The organism is Vibrio sp. 3-2(1) (assembly GCF_963887575.1).
Taxonomy (GTDB): Bacteria; Pseudomonadota; Gammaproteobacteria; order Enterobacterales; family Vibrionaceae; genus Vibrio; species Vibrio anguillarum.
In genome coordinates this window covers 1-15,556 of record NZ_CAWPGB010000002.1, presented here as the reverse complement: position 1 = coordinate 15,556, position 15,556 = coordinate 1, and the positions used below count along the sequence as shown (strand labels likewise).

Below are 15,556 nucleotides of genomic sequence, written 5' to 3'. Positions count from 1 at the left end.
TTTAAGGTTCCAACTCTAAAATCGCTTGCCTAAATTTTCCATTTTTTGTTCTTGGAATGGATGAAACTTTCTTAACAAGAACACGCATATCTTCTCCAAAATATGTTTTAATATTTTTTTCTAGAATTTTTTCTGATTGTTGATCATATCGACGATCAACAACAACTAAAGCTATTATTTCATCTATTCTTTTTTGCTTAAGCTGAAGCTCAACCAAACCACACACATTTTTTGGGATATGGTTAAAAATAAGCACCTTACGCCCTGAAGTTGACAGTAGAAACTCACCTTCTCTACCTTGAATACTTTTAATTGTTAAAAATGGAAGACCACATTCACATTGATTGAATTCGGAACTAACACCAGAGAATATGTCTTCTGTGTTATACCTAATTAATGGCATTTTAGAGTTATGGAATCCCGTCGCAATTAATTTATCATCAGAAAACTCATAATAGCCATAGTCTTCAATTAAATGCATCTTACCGTATTTACACGTACCTGCCGTTGCCACCCTTTCACTCAATCCATACCAACTAAAAACCTTACAATTAAAAACGCGTTCGATTACTAGTTTCTGATTATCAGAACAAGATTCCGATGAAAGGACAATCCCTTTAATTTTTAGGTTTACTGCTAACCCTAATGACTCAATTAAATTAGCAAACAGAAATATTGCAGATGGATAAGCTTGAATTATTTTTGGTTTATAATTATGTAATTGCTCTAAATATTGTCGAACTGTTTCCTCGCTCAGATGATATACAGACATCATTAACATTTTATCAATCCTGTTGTGACGCCAATAAGGTGAGGTATTTTGCTCTAGAGGAACAATAAGATCAGCTCGTAACCAGACTCGCTTATCACCTGGAAGATAACCAGCCCATGTCAATTGTCGATGACTTTGAGCATGATCTTCTATAATCGCGGATAATCCGGAATAGAGGTTTAGTGGCTTACCTGTCGTACCTCCAGTCTGAGACTTAAAAGTATAAGAAAATTTTTTAGAATCATTTAGAAATGCACAGGGAGCGATACGAATATCTTCCTTACCAATGAGCGGAAAATCATCAATATTAGATGATTTTACATTTTTATAAAAGGAAACGTGTTCCTTAGCCTGATCTAATGTTATCTTTAATAGGCTTCTTTGTTGCTCAAGCAATTTCTCTCTAGAGATATATTGGTTACTATGTAATTCTTTTATTCTTTTTTTAAACAACCAATTTTCTCTCAATAATTTAAATATAATCGATTTAATGTTAATCATCAGTTCTTGCAGAAAAATAGGTGACTTTTTATAAAGTGAGCTTTTATACATTTCTATCTAAACCTAAGGCTAAAGACATTGCAAGAATCTGATTATTTATACTAGCTTCATTATGAACTGTATTTAACGCCTCTTTAGACATTCTATTTTTAAGCTGAAAATCATTCCCTTTCTCTTCAATAAACGCAGTCCAAGCACTTAAATCTTTCTCTTTGAATAATACTCCATTAACATTTTGCTTCAAAAAATTTATTTCAGGACTGTGGAACGAAATGTCCTCACTTAGCAGTGGTAAACCAGCGCTAAATGCATGTACAATGGCTAATCCTACATAGCCAGGCATTACAAACCAATCAGCACTTTTAAATATTATTGCAAGCCGATCTTCATCAAAAACCTCACCTAAAAACAATGCATGTATACCAAAACATTTACATAATTCTTGCCAGCTTTCTCTCATCTCTCCATCACCGACAACAACCAGTGCTACTGAATCTTTATTCTTTGCTTTTCCCAAAGCATTAATAAAGTTTTCTAACCGTTTGCCAGATCTAAAACGACCTGAAAAAAGATATACAGTTTTATTTTCTATGTTATTGTCCGATTTGAATTTATTAATGTCTTCTTCTTTTATAGGAAGATAGCTATTGATTAACTTTTCTGTATTAAGCGTATTTGGAGCAACAAATATCTTTTCCTTATCAATTCCTTTATCGACAAGGTATTCTTTCCCTGGTTCAGAAAACACGATAATGGCATTTGCTTGCTTTAAACATTTATTTATCACAGAGACTCTAATCTTATTTAAAAAACCATTTAATCCACTATCTGGTCTGCGGCAATGGTCGTATCCATGCGTCCAATAAACAAGCTTTGTTTTTGTTATTTTACAAAATAGAGATAAGCTTAGCTCGGTTAGGTTTGAACTATTAGGAAGAGCTAGAATCACATCCGGTTTATATTGGATTATATATTTATAAGCATAAGGCAATAGATTAATACGTTTAGACCATTTTAATATATCTGTGCTGCATATATAGTTTAAGTTTGCACATGGCTTTATATAATCTTTAATTTCACCGTCAGTTATTACATCAATTTTACAGTAATAGTTAAGCGTTAATTTAGTGAGAACTTCATTTCTATATCTTTGCCAACTTGCATCTTTTGATAAAAACAAAACATTTCTATTCATTAATTATTTTCCTATGGCATATTGAAGAAAGATAGATAAGAACATAAAGCACCCATAATAAATTATTACTTCTAAAGAAATCTGTTTCCATAAAAGAATGAATGATCAAAAAAAACAATATTGCTATGAATAAATAATTAGATCGAGTTATTTCAAATATGGAATGAATGACAAATGCAATAAATATTGGCACACCAATATAACCTAACATTATCCAAATATCTAAGTAAGTATTATGTGATTGATTTAACTTTGTAATAAAGAAATCAAAATCCCCACCATATAACACGCTAAGTCCAGCATCACCAACTCCCCAAAAAGAACGATAACCAAAACCTAGCCATTTATAATCATTCATCTCGAATATCACAAAGTCCCATATTATAGCTCTACCAGTAAAATCAAGCCCATAATCAGACAATATACTCGTATCAACTAAAAGGAGGGCTAAAAAAACAAAACCAGAAGTAAAAAATATAGATAAAATGACATTTTTCGCTTTTAACCACTGGTAATTAATCAGCATATATATGAAGATTGAAGATGATATCACTAGCGCTAACGATGTCTTGGATTTTGATATTATAAGCAAAACAAAAACAGTAAATAACAAATATAAATTTAATTTATTCTTATTTTTATTAATGAAAATATCATACATAACTATCAATAAAGATAGAGCATAAATATACCCTGCAGTATTTTTGTGTCCATGTATCGCTCTAAATCCAATATCTTGCCAAGCAAAAGAGAATGGAATACTTAACACTCCAATAATAACAATAGCGATAGCAAAAAACTTTAGCACATTGAAGATATCATTAAAATATAAATATCTTATCACCATCAAAATGAATGTGATTAAAAATATTTGTTGTAATAATCTAGTAAATGAAGTCAAAGGTATTTCAGACCAAAGGCATGATATAATTGAATACAGAACCAATATCCACAGAGGCCAAGCTTTTATAATAATAATTTTAAAAAAATCCTTATTATTTTTAAACAAAAAAACAATAGAAATCATGAATGAAGACAACATAATAAGTCTATTAACCATATTAGATGATATTTCAATTTCAGACACAAAATCACTGTCACGAACAGCCAATGATGGAGAAAACACTCCTGCAGAATTTAATAAGAATACGAATAGCAGACCAGATATGAAATTCTTATAGCTAATTTGCATAGAATAGCCTTTTACTTATAATTTTATATTGTGAACAACAGAAATGAAGAAGCTCACCTATTAAGTATCCAACAATAATTCCAATGGCTCCATAATATGTTCCTAATATTGTTGAAGCGGCTACGCCTAAAGTAGAAACAATAACACCCATAACCGCTAAATATTTAAATTCCTCAGCTACATTTAATATATTACTGTTTGAAAATTTAAAGACTTGGACCATGCAGACAGAAAGCCAACAGCATAATAGATCAAATCTAACTTTAGTTTCAAATATCATTTCTATATAGTTAAAATTACTTAATACCAATATCGAATAAACAGTTATAAATAGAAACATTGATAATATAATCTTTACACTGACATTTTTAAGTATATTTTTGTCATTTTTATATAATTTAGCCCATCTAGGTTTTTCAGACATATAGATACCAGAAGCTACTAGATTTATTGGCATAACAATTAATCGAGCTATAGCTAAAACCGCTGTTGCTTCAACGCCAATAATGAGTGTAGCTAAATAGGTATAACTATTATTTTGTGCCCAAGTCGCTAACGAACCAACAGAAGACCAACGGCCTACACTCCATAAGTCATAATAAGATACTTTCATTTCACTTATTGTTGGTAGCCTAAATTTAAGTTTATAAGTAATAATTACTATTGATATAACACCCGATATTATAGACACTAAATATATATAATTAAGAGTCACATCACTTTCATTAAAGAACAAATACAATAAACCTAACATAGTAGTAAAAAGTGAAACAATAGCAGACAACACTATCGTGCCACGAAGCTCGAATACATAGTTATATACTCGATACAAATCTCTACTTAAATATAGAAAAAAAGAGCAGTACACCAAAAAAAACAATGAATTTTCAAATTCAAAATATTTGACCAAAAAGAATGCAGGTACAATAAGAGCCATATGAATAATATTAGCAAATACACACAGTGCATTACTCTTCCTGATTTTTATTTCATATTCAGAGATTTTTGCATATTTTACGGATAAGGTTGTATGGAAAAATGCATTTTGAAGCGTAGAGATCAGCATTAATCCTGAAAAAAAATTCATGTATACTGCATAGTCTTTAGGTCCTAACTCTCTAATAATAAAAAAAGATATTAAAAAATTAGCCGCACTTATTGTTGCTACATCAATCACGCCACACAATTGATAAAATAATTTTATTAATTTACTCACCATACATTTTAGTCTCTCTGCCAAACAATCCCTCAATTTGACCGAGCCTAGCAATGGAATTTACCAATAAAATAGTTCCCTTTCTTTTCCCAGTGAAAGCAATAAGTGGAAGTGAAGCTAACACCCCAAATAGTCCAACTATTGATCTAGTGGTAATTATAATTGCTTTTTTATCTAGAGAATAATGATTTTTTCTTATTTTAGAAAAGGTTTGCCCTCCCCTCCTGCCTCTTTTTATAGCATACTGTAAATTAGCTCTATCAAGAGACAAATATTCGAAGACTTCAGTTTCATCGCACCAAGTCAGTTTTGCCCCATGTTGTTTACACCGATAGAAAAACTCAGAATCCTCTCCTCCAGACTGTCCAAATGCTCTATTGAATAGTCCGACTTTTTCTATTAATGCCATAGATACAAGAGCATTTCCTGTATTACCAGTAGAAAGTATAGTACCTGTTTTTTTTCTAACTCTTTCAAAGAGTTTAGAAACAATTACCCATTGAGATGTCTGTGGATAATAGCAAGTTATCACAGGACCAATCACAACATCTGTATCATACTGATTAAGCATCTTGGCTAAACTAATGAAGTAATTAGGTGAGATAGTTTCATCATCATCTAAAAAAAGAATGTAGTCTGATTCATTATCATTTGCGATTCCAATGCATTTATTACGCACATCAGATATATTCCTTGAAAACTCACAATGATAAATTACATTTATATTTTCATTATAAAATAGACTTGCAACTTCATTTGCACTTCGGTTTTCATCATTATCAACTATGGCTATAGTTAAGATAAATTCACTGGTATCATTTGCTTCAAATATTGAAACCAATAATTCCTTTAATTGTTCAGGGCGACGATAGGTACAGATCCCTATCGTTACCTTTTTTTTATTATTTGTCATTCCTATGACCTAAAATCTCTGTTCGAGAAGGTTTTTAAGTTGTATTTATGACAACTTATTCCTACCGATACTATAGTAAACAAAACCTTTTTTGGTCATCCGTATCGGATCAAATAGATTTCGGCCATCGAACAATACGGCTTGTTTTAATTGCTCTTTAATTTTGACAAAATCTGGAGCTTTAAAGCTTTGCCATTCAGTACAAATAATCAATGCATCGGCGTTTGTTAGTGCAGCTTCTTTTGTGCCCATAAGCATTAAATCCTCTCGGCTCCCATAAATGCGCTGAGTTTCCTCCATCGATTTTGGGTCATAGGCTTGTACTCTTGCTCCTGCCTCCCATAACTGCTGCATCAATACTCGACTCGGTGCTTCACGCATATCATCCGTATTTGGTTTAAAACTTAATCCCCAAATGGCGAATGTTTTTCCCGACAGATCAGGGCCAAACTCTTTTGTAATATATTCAAATAGTTTATGTTTCTGCGCATAATTCACCGCTTCTACGGCTTTGAGAATTTGAGACTCATATCCTATTTCATCGGCAGTGCGAACTAGCGCTTGTACATCTTTAGGAAAACACGATCCGCCATAGCCACAGCCAGGATAAATAAATTGAAAACCAATTCTGGAATCAGAACCGATCCCTTGACGAACTTGCTCTATGTTTGCACCCACCCGCTCAGCAATATTTGCCATTTCATTCATGAAACTAATTTTTGTGGCAAGCATACAATTCGCAGCATATTTAGTAAGTTCAGCACTTTTAATATCCATCACAATAACTTTTTCATGATTTCTATTAAAAGGAGCATAAAGCTCTCGCATTAACTCTTCGGCTTCTCTTGAGTCTGTACCAATCACTATTCGGTCAGGACGCTTACAATCATCAACCGCCGCACCTTCTTTTAAAAACTCTGGATTAGAGACGACGGAGAACGTTAATTTAGACCCTTTATTATCCAGTATAGCTTGGATAGTATTCCTAACTTTATCTGCAGTACCTACTGGCACGGTTGACTTATCAATAATAATTTTTGGTGATTGCATATATGTCGCAATCGTTTCAGCGACTTTAAGGACATACTTTAAATCCGCAGAGCCATCTTCATCTGGAGGAGTGCCAACCGCAATAAACTGCAAATCGCCAAAATCCACGCCAACTTTGGGATCGGTCGTAAAGCTAAGGCGTCCCTCTTGGTAGTTTTTCTCAACCAATGCGGTTAAACCTGGCTCGTAAATAGGAATAATGCCCTTTTTAAGATTTTCAACGCGGCTTTCGTCTATATCAACGCAGCAAATGTCATGGCCAGCATCGGCAAGGACAGCCGCTTGCACCAAGCCTACATATCCAATACCGTAAAATGTTACTTTCATCTTAATTCCTTTTATACAACACCACGAGTATCAATCACTACTTTCTTGGCAAACGCCGTTTTATCTGCTTCTTTAAAATCTCGGTGATCAACCAGCACCACAACGATATTGGCTAACTCTAAAGCACGCTCTAGCGAGACTAGCTCAACATCATGTTCTGTTAACTTACCCGGTAATTGGTGGATATTTGGCTCTACCGCTAGAATTTGTCCAATATTGTCTTGTGCTAAATGCAAAGTGATGTCTAAAGCTGGGCTTTCACGTAAATCATCAATATCGGCTTTAAAGGCCAAACCTAAGCAAGCAATAACTGGTTTTTTGAACTGATCTGCGGCTTGTTTTACCTGATCAACGACCCAGTGTGGTTTACCATCATTAACATGACGAGCAGCAGCAATCAGTTTTGCTTCTTCTGGGCAGCTGTTAACAATAAACCAAGGGTCAACTGCAATACAGTGCCCGCCAACACCTGGTCCTGGATTTAATATATTGACCCGAGGGTGGCGGTTGGCCAATTTAATTAATTCCCAAACATTGATTTTTAATTTCTCACAAATAAGGGAAAGTTCGTTCGCGAATGCAATATTGACGTCGCGAAAGGAGTTTTCTGTTAATTTCGCCATCTCCGCCGTACGAGAGTTGCTGATGATGCATTCGCCTTTAACAAAGGTTTTATACAGAGTCATCGCTTTCTCGCTACACGATTTACTCATGCCACCAATCACTCGGTCATTACTGACCAACTCTTGTAGTACATAACCCGGTAAAACTCGCTCTGGGCAATGCGCTACCTTAATGTCAGCCGTGTCACCTTTGTGCTGTGGGAAAGTTAAATCAGGACGAGCCTCTGCTAGCCATGCGGAAAGCTTTTCTGTCGCTCCGACAGGGGAAGTACTTTCCAATACCACCAAGTTGCCTTTTTCCAGAACTGGTGCAATCGCTTTGGCCGCGGCTTCTATATAGCTAAGATCAGGCTCGTGATTATCACCTTTAAATGGTGTGGGTACCGCCACTAAGAAAGCATCAGCTGGTTCAGCTGTCACGGTTGCTTTTAGTTTGCCAGTCATCACTGCACTTCGAACTACGATATCTAAATCCGGTTCGACAATGTGAATTTCACCTTTGTTGATTGTATCGACAGCGTGTTGATTGACATCTACGCCAATCACTTCAATACCACGCGAAGCAATAACGGCAGCCGTTGGTAGGCCGATATACCCTAAACCAATCACAGAAACTTTATTAAACATCTTATTTTCCTTAAATCTTATCTTGCTAGAATGTCGGCGATACGTTGACAGGCTTTACCATCACCGTATGGATTGTGTGCTTGACTCATGAGTTGGTAAGCGCGCTCATCACTAAGCAACTGGTCTAACTCTTCACAAATCAGTTGTGTGTTAGTCCCAACCAGCTTGACCGTACCCGCGCTTACCGCTTCAGGTCGTTCGGTGGTGTCTCTCATCACTAATACAGGCTTCCCTAGCGACGGTGCCTCTTCTTGAATACCACCGGAATCGGTTAAAATGATGTGTGCTCTGTCCATCAAATAGACAAAGGGCAAATACTGTTGTGGATCCACTAAGAAAATGTTTTCAATGCCTTTTAAAAGACGATTGACGGGCTCTTGAACATTCGGATTAAGATGTACCGGATAAAGAATTTGACAGTCAGGGTGGCGCTTTGCTGTGATGGATAAGGCTTCACAAATACGCTCAAATCCATCACCAAAACTTTCACGGCGATGGCCTGTAACAAGAATGAGTTTTTTATTGTTATCAAGCATCGGAAACTGGTGTGCCAGCGTAGCATTGAGATCTTGCTCGTTGTGAATCTTGTTACGGATCATAAGCAAGGCGTCAATGACGGTATTCCCAGTAATATGGATGTTCTCGAGGCAATAATTTTCATCCAATAAATTTTGTTGAGATGTTGCCGTTGGTGCGAAATGGTAGTGAGTCAATGCACCCGTAAGCTTGCGGTTCGCTTCTTCAGGCCAAGGAGAATAGATATTGCCAGTGCGTAACCCAGCCTCAACGTGGCCGACTGCAATTTGCTGATAATAACAAGCAAGTGAAGTCGCAAACGTTGTAGCGGTATCGCCATGAACTAAGACGATGTTTGGTTGAAAATCTTTTAGAACCGTTTCCATACCGTTCAAGATTTTAGTCGTTACTGTCGTCAGTGTTTGCCCTGGTTCCATGATATTAAGATCAAAATCAGGCACCACTTCAAACAACTCTAAGACCTGGTCAAGCATTTCCCTGTGCTGGCCAGTGACGCATACTTTTGTGTCGAAGCGGTTATCTTGTTTAAGCTGATGAACTAGAGGCGCCATTTTAATTGCTTCAGGTCGTGTACCAAACGCAATGAGTATTTTTTTCACTTTATTTATTTCCTTGGGCTAAACTAAACGACTGTTAAGAACAAACTGTTCAACGCTATTTCTTCAAAAAAGCAGATAAAAATGGTGAATAGCAACGGTTAAATACGCTACCGCCACTAGATGTCGCCTCTAGAATGCGCATTTTCTTCACATTTTTTTTGCTTTATGTATATAAGAGAAAACTTATTAACCACCCATATTTAATCACCTACTTACAAACTATGAGTAGAAATTAATTGCCAAACTGTTGCTTTGTTTTTTGGGGTAGGTAATCAAAAAGTCATATAAAACTTTCTATGTGCTACACACAAAGTTTCATTGCACTTTCCTTTAATTGATATTGTTTAGATATATGTTCGATGATCCCTTGGGCCCCGCTCTCTATAAGTTCCAAAACCCGTTCAAACATATGAATATTTCCTTTGTAAGGATCAGGGACTTCCGTGACACCGATGTGACTATGCGATAGAAACAGTGAAAGTTTCTCTTTATGTTTAGCAGGACAAATGTCAATCAGATCCGCTAAGTTGGCTTTATCTAAGGCAAAAATAAGATCAAATTTTTCGAAATCCTCAGAACAAACCTGCCTTGCTCTTAAATTTGACATTGAATAGCCACGCTGCTCAGCGACAGATATTGCTTTGGGATCTGGTTTTCGGCCCACTTGATAATTCACAGTACCAGCGCTTTCAACAAATAAATTAATTCCTTGTTGTTGCGCTTTTTGGCTCAAAACAGCTTCAGAAAGCGGTGAACGGCATATATTTCCCATGCATACGATGAGGATAGAGAGTTTTTTATTTTCCATGGCCATTACTGATGCATTCACTTCATTTTGTCTCTGTATTAAAGAGGTGGATAGAGTATCGCAAGGCGCATTGCAATGGGTGTCTCAAAATTGAGTCTATCTATAATTAATACCTAAGATTTAAATAGAAAAAATGAACTGGCTATTTTGATGGATTATCGAAAATGGCATTAACCATTTGATATCTCGCTTGTATATTCAAATAACTTGATGTGATAAGCCGGCCGCATGTGATTTCATCTAATGGGCATAGATAACGGTGAATGGAATAGGTGTGAGCGGTGAACAAAGAAGAGCCTGCAGGGCGCAGGCTCTTGATACGTTAATCAGTGAACACTTCTAGTTTTAACATCATGCAGCAGTTCTTGGTTAAGTTCAGCTTCAACATGACCTGGAGAGCGTGTTGATGCCGAGACCAAACGATACATCGCAGGGATAACAAACAGAGTGACTAAAGTGGCAAAACCCATACCGAAGAAAATCACCGTACCCACCGCAACTCGGCTTTCATAGCCTGCCCCTGTCGAGATAATTAATGGGATGGAACCTGCTAAAGTAGTAAAGGCTGTCATCATGATTGGCCGTAAGCGCCTTGCTGAAGCATCAATAATTGCTTTTTCAAACTCAACCCCCCGGTCACGCAGCTGGTTGGCAAATTCAACGATCAAAATGCCATTTTTGGTCACCATACCGATCAGCATAATCATCCCAATTTGGCTATAGATGTTGATACCTTGTCCCATAATTGATAGACCAAGAAAGCCACCAAACACACCCATCGGCACCGTCAACATCACCACTAACGGGTTGATAAAGCTTTCAAACTGGGCAGCTAACACCAAATAGGCAACAAGCAGCGCTAACGCAAATACAATGGCTACGCTCGATTGGTTTTCTTTAAAATCTTTTGACTCTCCAGAATAGCTAACAGAAATATCACTAGGAAGTATCTCTATCGCTTTCTTGTCAAGAAAATCTAATGCTTCACCCAACGTATAGCCATCAGATAAGTTTGCAGTAACCGTGATCGCCTTTTGCTTATTGTAATGAGACAAGCGGATTGATGATGCCACTTCTTCCACTTTCGCAAGTGCATCCAGTGTAACAAGCTCACCGGATGCGGTTCTCATGTAGATCTGGCTTAAATCGGAGGCGTTATTGAAGCTATTTTCGTCCCCACGGAGATAAACATCATACTCTTCGCCACGCTCAACAAAGCTGGTTTCACTCTTCCCGCCGAGCATCACTTCTAACGTATCTGAAATATCCGCGACACTGATCCCCAATTCCGCGGCACGCTGCCTATCAATCGTCACCACCAGTTCAGGTGTCTTTTCGGAATAATTGGTGTCAGCACCTTCCATAAAGGGGGAATTTTCAGCTTCCGTTTTTAACAATTCAGCCCATTTTTTGAGTTCAGGATAGTCTGACCCACCTAACACAAACTGAACAGGCTCGTTAGAGCCACCACGAAAGCCGGGCATAAAGGGCATAACTCGTACATCGGGAATTCCCGTTAGCGCTTTTTTTACCTGCCCTAATGCTTGTTGAGCGGTGATGCTTCGTTCGTTCCAGTCATCCAAAATCATGATAACAAAACCCGTCTGATCACCCGCTTGCCCACCGAACGCGGGCGATTGAATACTAAACGACTTGAGAAAACCTTTGCCAACCAAAGGCATTAACCGCTGCTCAACAAGATCCATATTGGCCGACATCCGGTTATAACTGGTCGCATCCGCTCCGCGCACAAAGGCAAAAATAACACCGCGATCTTCTGAAGGCGTAAGCTGAGAAGGCACTTTCTGCATCAGAAAATAACTACCACCAACGCATGCAAGGATGACGAGCGGTGCAGCCCATTTCCAACTGATAGCAAAACGTAAAGAGGATTTGTAACCCGCTTCTAAACGGCCAAAAACACGATCAACAAAACGATTAAAACGGTTTGGTTTGACATTGACCTTTAAAATCTTGCTACCGAGAACGGGCGTTAAAGTTAACGCTATTAGCGATGAAAAGAGAACCGACATGGCCAAAAGTACAGAGAACTCGGTGAACAACAGGCCGACCATACCGTCCATAAAAGAGATCGGTAAAAAGACCATCACTAATACCAATGTGGTGGCAATCACGGCAAAGCCGACTTCGCGCGTCCCTTTATAAGCCGCCAGCAGTGGCTTCTCTCCCTGTTCTATGTGATGAAATATATTTTCCACCACCACAATCGCATCATCAACAACCAAACCGATGGAAAGAATCAGCGCCATCAAGGTGATAAGGTTAATGGAGAATCCGAAATAGTAAGCGGCAATAAAAGAAGAGATCAATGATACTGGCACAGTAACGGCTGGGATTAGCGTTGCCCGAACTTGGCCGATAAAAATGTACAGTACCAAAATCACTAAACCACCCGTGATAAACAGTGTGCTGTACACTTCCGAAATTGAGCGATCAATAAAGACGGTCGAGTCGTAGTCAATGGCCAAGCGCGTTCCTTTGGGTAGAAACTGCTGAATATTATCGACTTCTTGATGGACACGCTGCGCCACATCCAAGGGGTTAGCATCTGACTGTGGCACAATGCCCATGCTCACATTAACCACACCGTCGCTTTTGAAGGTTGAGTTTTCGTTCTCAGCGCCGATGAAGACATCCGCGACATCTTTTAAGTAAATCGGCGAATTGTCACTTGCGCGCTTAACCACCAAATAGTCAAAATCTTGAGCCGTTTTGTACGCTCGGTCGGTACGCACCGACATTACTGTCGAATCGTTACGCACTTCCCCGCCCGGGCTTTCAATATTTTCACTGCGCAATGCACTTGATATATCAGAAGTCGTGACACCACGCCCAGCCATCAGATTCGGCTTGAGCTTGACATACATCACCTTATAAAGACCACCAGACACATCCACAGAACTGACGCCAGAGATTAAACTAAAGCGGTCAATCAAAGCTCGTTCGATATAATCGGTCAGTTGGGTTCGATCCATCTCTGAAGAACTGAGATTAATGTACAAAGAAGCTTCACCAGAGCCATTATTTTTGAATACGGTTGGATCATCTGCTTCATCGGGTAATGAGCGCTGCGCTCTCGCAACGGCGTCGCGGATATCGCTCACACCAGTATTGAGATCGTAACCCAGTTCAAATGTAACAGTAATCCGTGACATGCCATTACGCGTGGTGGATTCAATTTCATCAATCCCGCTAATGCCTGCCAGTTGATCTTCCAATACAGAAGTGATTTGGCTTTCAATGATGGTAGCTGAAGCCCCTGCATAACGAGTACTGATTGAAACCACCGGGCTTTCAATATCAGGCATTTCCCGGACCGAAAGCTTAGAAAATGACACTAGACCAAAAACGCACAACAGTAAGCTTAATACCACCGCCGCCACAGGGCGCTTCACTGAAACATCGGATAACCACATTATTTGTCATCCTTTTGTATCGGTGAGCCATCCACATTGACTTCAGTAACGACAATGCCGTTTCTCATATTCACGATGCCTTGCACCACAATCTTATCGCCAACGGCTAAACCTTTATCAATCACCACTTGATTGTCGATCCGCGCGCCAAGCCAAACTTCCGTGCGTATTACTTTATTATTGCTATCAATCACATAGACATAGCGTTTAGTGCCTGAATATTCGAGTGCTTGAACGGGAATAATGGGCGCTTCAATCGCTGGGAAATTCAACTTAGTAGAAAGCAACATCCCGGGTTTTAGCTTGCCATCTTGGTTATCGAAATGAATACGGACACGCAAATTCAAGGTTTCACGGTTAATGCGAGAATCAATACCCACAACTTTGCCGGTAAACTCGTTTTTTGCCCAAGCATTACTCTTCGCCGTCACCGTCATACCTTTACTGATTAACGAAAGGTAACGCTCTGGCACTTGGATATCGAGTTGCATCACCGATAGGTCATCTAAAGTCAGCAATTCCGTCCCTGCACTGACCATTTTGCCCAAACTAAAATCAATAAAACCAACGGTGCCATTAAATGGCGCGCTAATGCGCAGATCGTTTAAATTTGCGTTTGCTGCATCTAAACGTGCTTGAGCAATATCAACACTCGCTTTTTGCGCATCGATTTCCGTTTGGGTAATGGCATTCCGTTTGACCAAACGTTCAAACTCTTTCAACTTACGCTGTTCATCGTTCAAATAGGCTTGAGCCTCTGAAAGTGCGGCTTTGGCTTTATCATCATTAAGCTGAATTAAGAGCTGACCTTTCTTGACCTCTTGATTAGCCTTAATCGCAATATGGCTGACCTTTCCCGAAACTTCAGATGAGATCTCCACTGCTCGTTCAGCTTCTAATTTACCAATCAGTGAAAGAGACTGAGACACTTGATGAGTTGCCACACGCTCTGCGACCACCGCAACGGCTTGTGGTGCTTGCGCAGCGAACGCACTTAACGGTGTGGTAAGCAAGGTAACCATCATTAACGAAAGAATAGACGTGTTTTTCATAGTTTTTATTCAACAATAAATAGACTGATTGAATTGTAACTGCTTATACGACGCTCGAACGTCAAGGAGTGTAAATCTTATTAAATATCTGTAACGTGCGTCATAACTTAGCCTCCTCCGGCTGCTTTTTAGGCGTCACACACAGGCTATACCCAAACAACTTGAAGTTGCAGGTAGGCGGCAAGTAAGTTCATCCCCATGAGCATAGATAAACTATGTGATTGGGGTGAGCGAACGTAGCCAAACACCGCTGCAGCTTCAAGTGGGAAGGGTATAAATAGAGCAAAACTATCCATTCCTCCTCCCTTTGCCCAAAAAGGCAGCATTCAATTCAAAATCATAAGAAAAAGGCTTTACAGAGAGAGCGAGTTTGCTATCATGCGCTCCGCACTTGAGCAATGCGTTGGGAAAACGTTGTTTAAGCATACTGTGAGCCAATAGTGTCGTTATAAACACTATAAATCACATTGTATGAAAACCCTCTGGAGGGGTTCCCGAGTGGCCAAAGGGAGCAGACTGTAAATCTGCCGGCTCCGCCTTCGATGGTTCGAATCCGTCCCCCTCCACCATATTCTCTCGCAAGAGAAACCTTGATTGATACGTTGGGAAAACATCATTCAAGCCTATTTTTAGAATAGGAAAACACCCGGAGGGGTTCCCGAGTGGCCAAAGGGAGCAGACTGTAAATCTGCCGGCTCCGCCTTCGA

At 38.8% G+C, this 15,556-nt stretch carries 12 protein-coding genes and 1 tRNA gene; 1 reads left to right on the top strand and 12 read right to left on the bottom strand.

The features are described from left to right. Window position 1: 1 nt before the first annotated feature. The 12 genes from AACQ79_RS00505 to AACQ79_RS00450 all read right to left on the bottom strand — a co-directional run bounded on the left by AACQ79_RS00505 (window position 2) and on the right by AACQ79_RS00450 (window position 15,145). A complete protein-coding gene (locus tag AACQ79_RS00505; protein WP_064624719.1) occupies window positions 2-1,324 on the bottom strand; it encodes a phenylacetate--CoA ligase family protein in 1,323 nt (440 codons plus the stop codon). After that, the gene (locus tag AACQ79_RS00500; RefSeq protein ID WP_064624716.1) at window positions 1,317-2,468 is read right to left on the bottom strand and encodes a glycosyltransferase family 4 protein; all 1,152 of its coding nucleotides are present in this window, start codon (window positions 2,466-2,468) and stop codon (window positions 1,317-1,319) included. Before AACQ79_RS00500 ends, AACQ79_RS00505 begins: the two co-directional genes overlap by 8 nt. Then, entirely contained in the window at window positions 2,461-3,660 is a 1,200-nt protein-coding gene (locus AACQ79_RS00495) for an O-antigen ligase family protein (protein ID WP_013857363.1), read from the bottom strand. The genes AACQ79_RS00500 and AACQ79_RS00495 overlap by 8 nt, the downstream gene beginning before the upstream one ends. Then, on the bottom strand, window positions 3,650-4,879 hold the full coding sequence (locus AACQ79_RS00490) for a lipopolysaccharide biosynthesis protein (RefSeq protein WP_064624714.1): 1,230 nt from the start codon (window positions 4,877-4,879) through the stop codon (window positions 3,650-3,652). The genes AACQ79_RS00495 and AACQ79_RS00490 overlap by 11 nt, the downstream gene beginning before the upstream one ends. Beyond that, a complete protein-coding gene (locus AACQ79_RS00485) occupies window positions 4,869-5,789 on the bottom strand; it encodes a glycosyltransferase family 2 protein (RefSeq protein ID WP_013857365.1) in 921 nt (306 codons plus the stop codon). Before AACQ79_RS00485 ends, AACQ79_RS00490 begins: the two co-directional genes overlap by 11 nt. Before the next feature lie 45 nt (window positions 5,790-5,834). Beyond that, entirely contained in the window at window positions 5,835-7,166 is a 1,332-nt protein-coding gene (locus AACQ79_RS00480) for a UDP-glucose dehydrogenase family protein (protein WP_013857366.1), read from the bottom strand. Window positions 7,167-7,177: 11 nt separating this feature from the next. Then, complete coding sequence (gene vpsB, locus AACQ79_RS00475; RefSeq protein ID WP_170899541.1) at window positions 7,178-8,416, bottom strand: UDP-N-acetyl-D-mannosamine dehydrogenase VpsB; 1,239 nt, start codon at window positions 8,414-8,416, stop codon at window positions 7,178-7,180. A gap of 17 nt (window positions 8,417-8,433) precedes the next feature. Then, window positions 8,434-9,552: a non-hydrolyzing UDP-N-acetylglucosamine 2-epimerase gene (gene wecB / locus AACQ79_RS00470; protein WP_170899540.1), complete on the bottom strand. Its 1,119-nt coding sequence runs from the start codon at window positions 9,550-9,552 to the stop codon at window positions 8,434-8,436. 301 nt (window positions 9,553-9,853) lie between these two features. Continuing rightward, the gene (locus tag AACQ79_RS00465; protein ID WP_170899539.1) at window positions 9,854-10,381 is read right to left on the bottom strand and encodes an arsenate reductase/protein-tyrosine-phosphatase family protein; all 528 of its coding nucleotides are present in this window, start codon (window positions 10,379-10,381) and stop codon (window positions 9,854-9,856) included. Window positions 10,382-10,686: 305 nt separating this feature from the next. After that, entirely contained in the window at window positions 10,687-13,797 is a 3,111-nt protein-coding gene (vexH, locus tag AACQ79_RS00460; protein ID WP_170899538.1) for a vibriobactin export RND transporter permease subunit VexH, read from the bottom strand. Further along, window positions 13,797-14,849, bottom strand: coding sequence for an efflux RND transporter periplasmic adaptor subunit (locus tag AACQ79_RS00455; RefSeq protein ID WP_170899537.1), 1,053 nt, complete (start codon window positions 14,847-14,849; stop codon window positions 13,797-13,799). The genes vexH and AACQ79_RS00455 overlap by 1 nt, the downstream gene beginning before the upstream one ends. A 146-nt stretch (window positions 14,850-14,995) precedes the next feature. Further along, the gene (locus AACQ79_RS00450; RefSeq protein WP_170899536.1) at window positions 14,996-15,145 is read right to left on the bottom strand and encodes a hypothetical protein; all 150 of its coding nucleotides are present in this window, start codon (window positions 15,143-15,145) and stop codon (window positions 14,996-14,998) included. Between the two features lie 188 nt (window positions 15,146-15,333). Between AACQ79_RS00450 and AACQ79_RS00445 the strand changes: the two genes are divergently transcribed. Continuing rightward, window positions 15,334-15,418 (top strand) — tRNA-Tyr (locus tag AACQ79_RS00445). Window positions 15,419-15,556 lie beyond the last annotated feature (138 nt).

What these genes read in the sequence shown, in the direction of transcription:
- AACQ79_RS00505 (WP_064624719.1), bottom strand. Translation starts at nt 1,324, where the DNA reads ATGTATAAAAGCTCACTTTATAAAAAGTCACCTATTTTTCTGCAAGAA.
- AACQ79_RS00500 (WP_064624716.1), bottom strand. Translation starts at nt 2,468, where the DNA reads ATGAATAGAAATGTTTTGTTTTTATCAAAAGATGCAAGTTGGCAAAGA.
- AACQ79_RS00495 (WP_013857363.1), bottom strand. Translation starts at nt 3,660, where the DNA reads ATGCAAATTAGCTATAAGAATTTCATATCTGGTCTGCTATTCGTATTC.
- AACQ79_RS00490 (WP_064624714.1), bottom strand. Translation starts at nt 4,879, where the DNA reads ATGGTGAGTAAATTAATAAAATTATTTTATCAATTGTGTGGCGTGATT.
- AACQ79_RS00485 (WP_013857365.1), bottom strand. Translation starts at nt 5,789, where the DNA reads ATGACAAATAATAAAAAAAAGGTAACGATAGGGATCTGTACCTATCGT.
- AACQ79_RS00480 (WP_013857366.1), bottom strand. Translation starts at nt 7,166, where the DNA reads ATGAAAGTAACATTTTACGGTATTGGATATGTAGGCTTGGTGCAAGCG.
- vpsB (WP_170899541.1), bottom strand. Translation starts at nt 8,416, where the DNA reads ATGTTTAATAAAGTTTCTGTGATTGGTTTAGGGTATATCGGCCTACCA.
- vexH (WP_170899538.1), bottom strand. Translation starts at nt 13,797, where the DNA reads ATGTGGTTATCCGATGTTTCAGTGAAGCGCCCTGTGGCGGCGGTGGTA.
- AACQ79_RS00455 (WP_170899537.1), bottom strand. Translation starts at nt 14,849, where the DNA reads ATGAAAAACACGTCTATTCTTTCGTTAATGATGGTTACCTTGCTTACC.
- AACQ79_RS00450 (WP_170899536.1), bottom strand. Translation starts at nt 15,145, where the DNA reads ATGGATAGTTTTGCTCTATTTATACCCTTCCCACTTGAAGCTGCAGCG.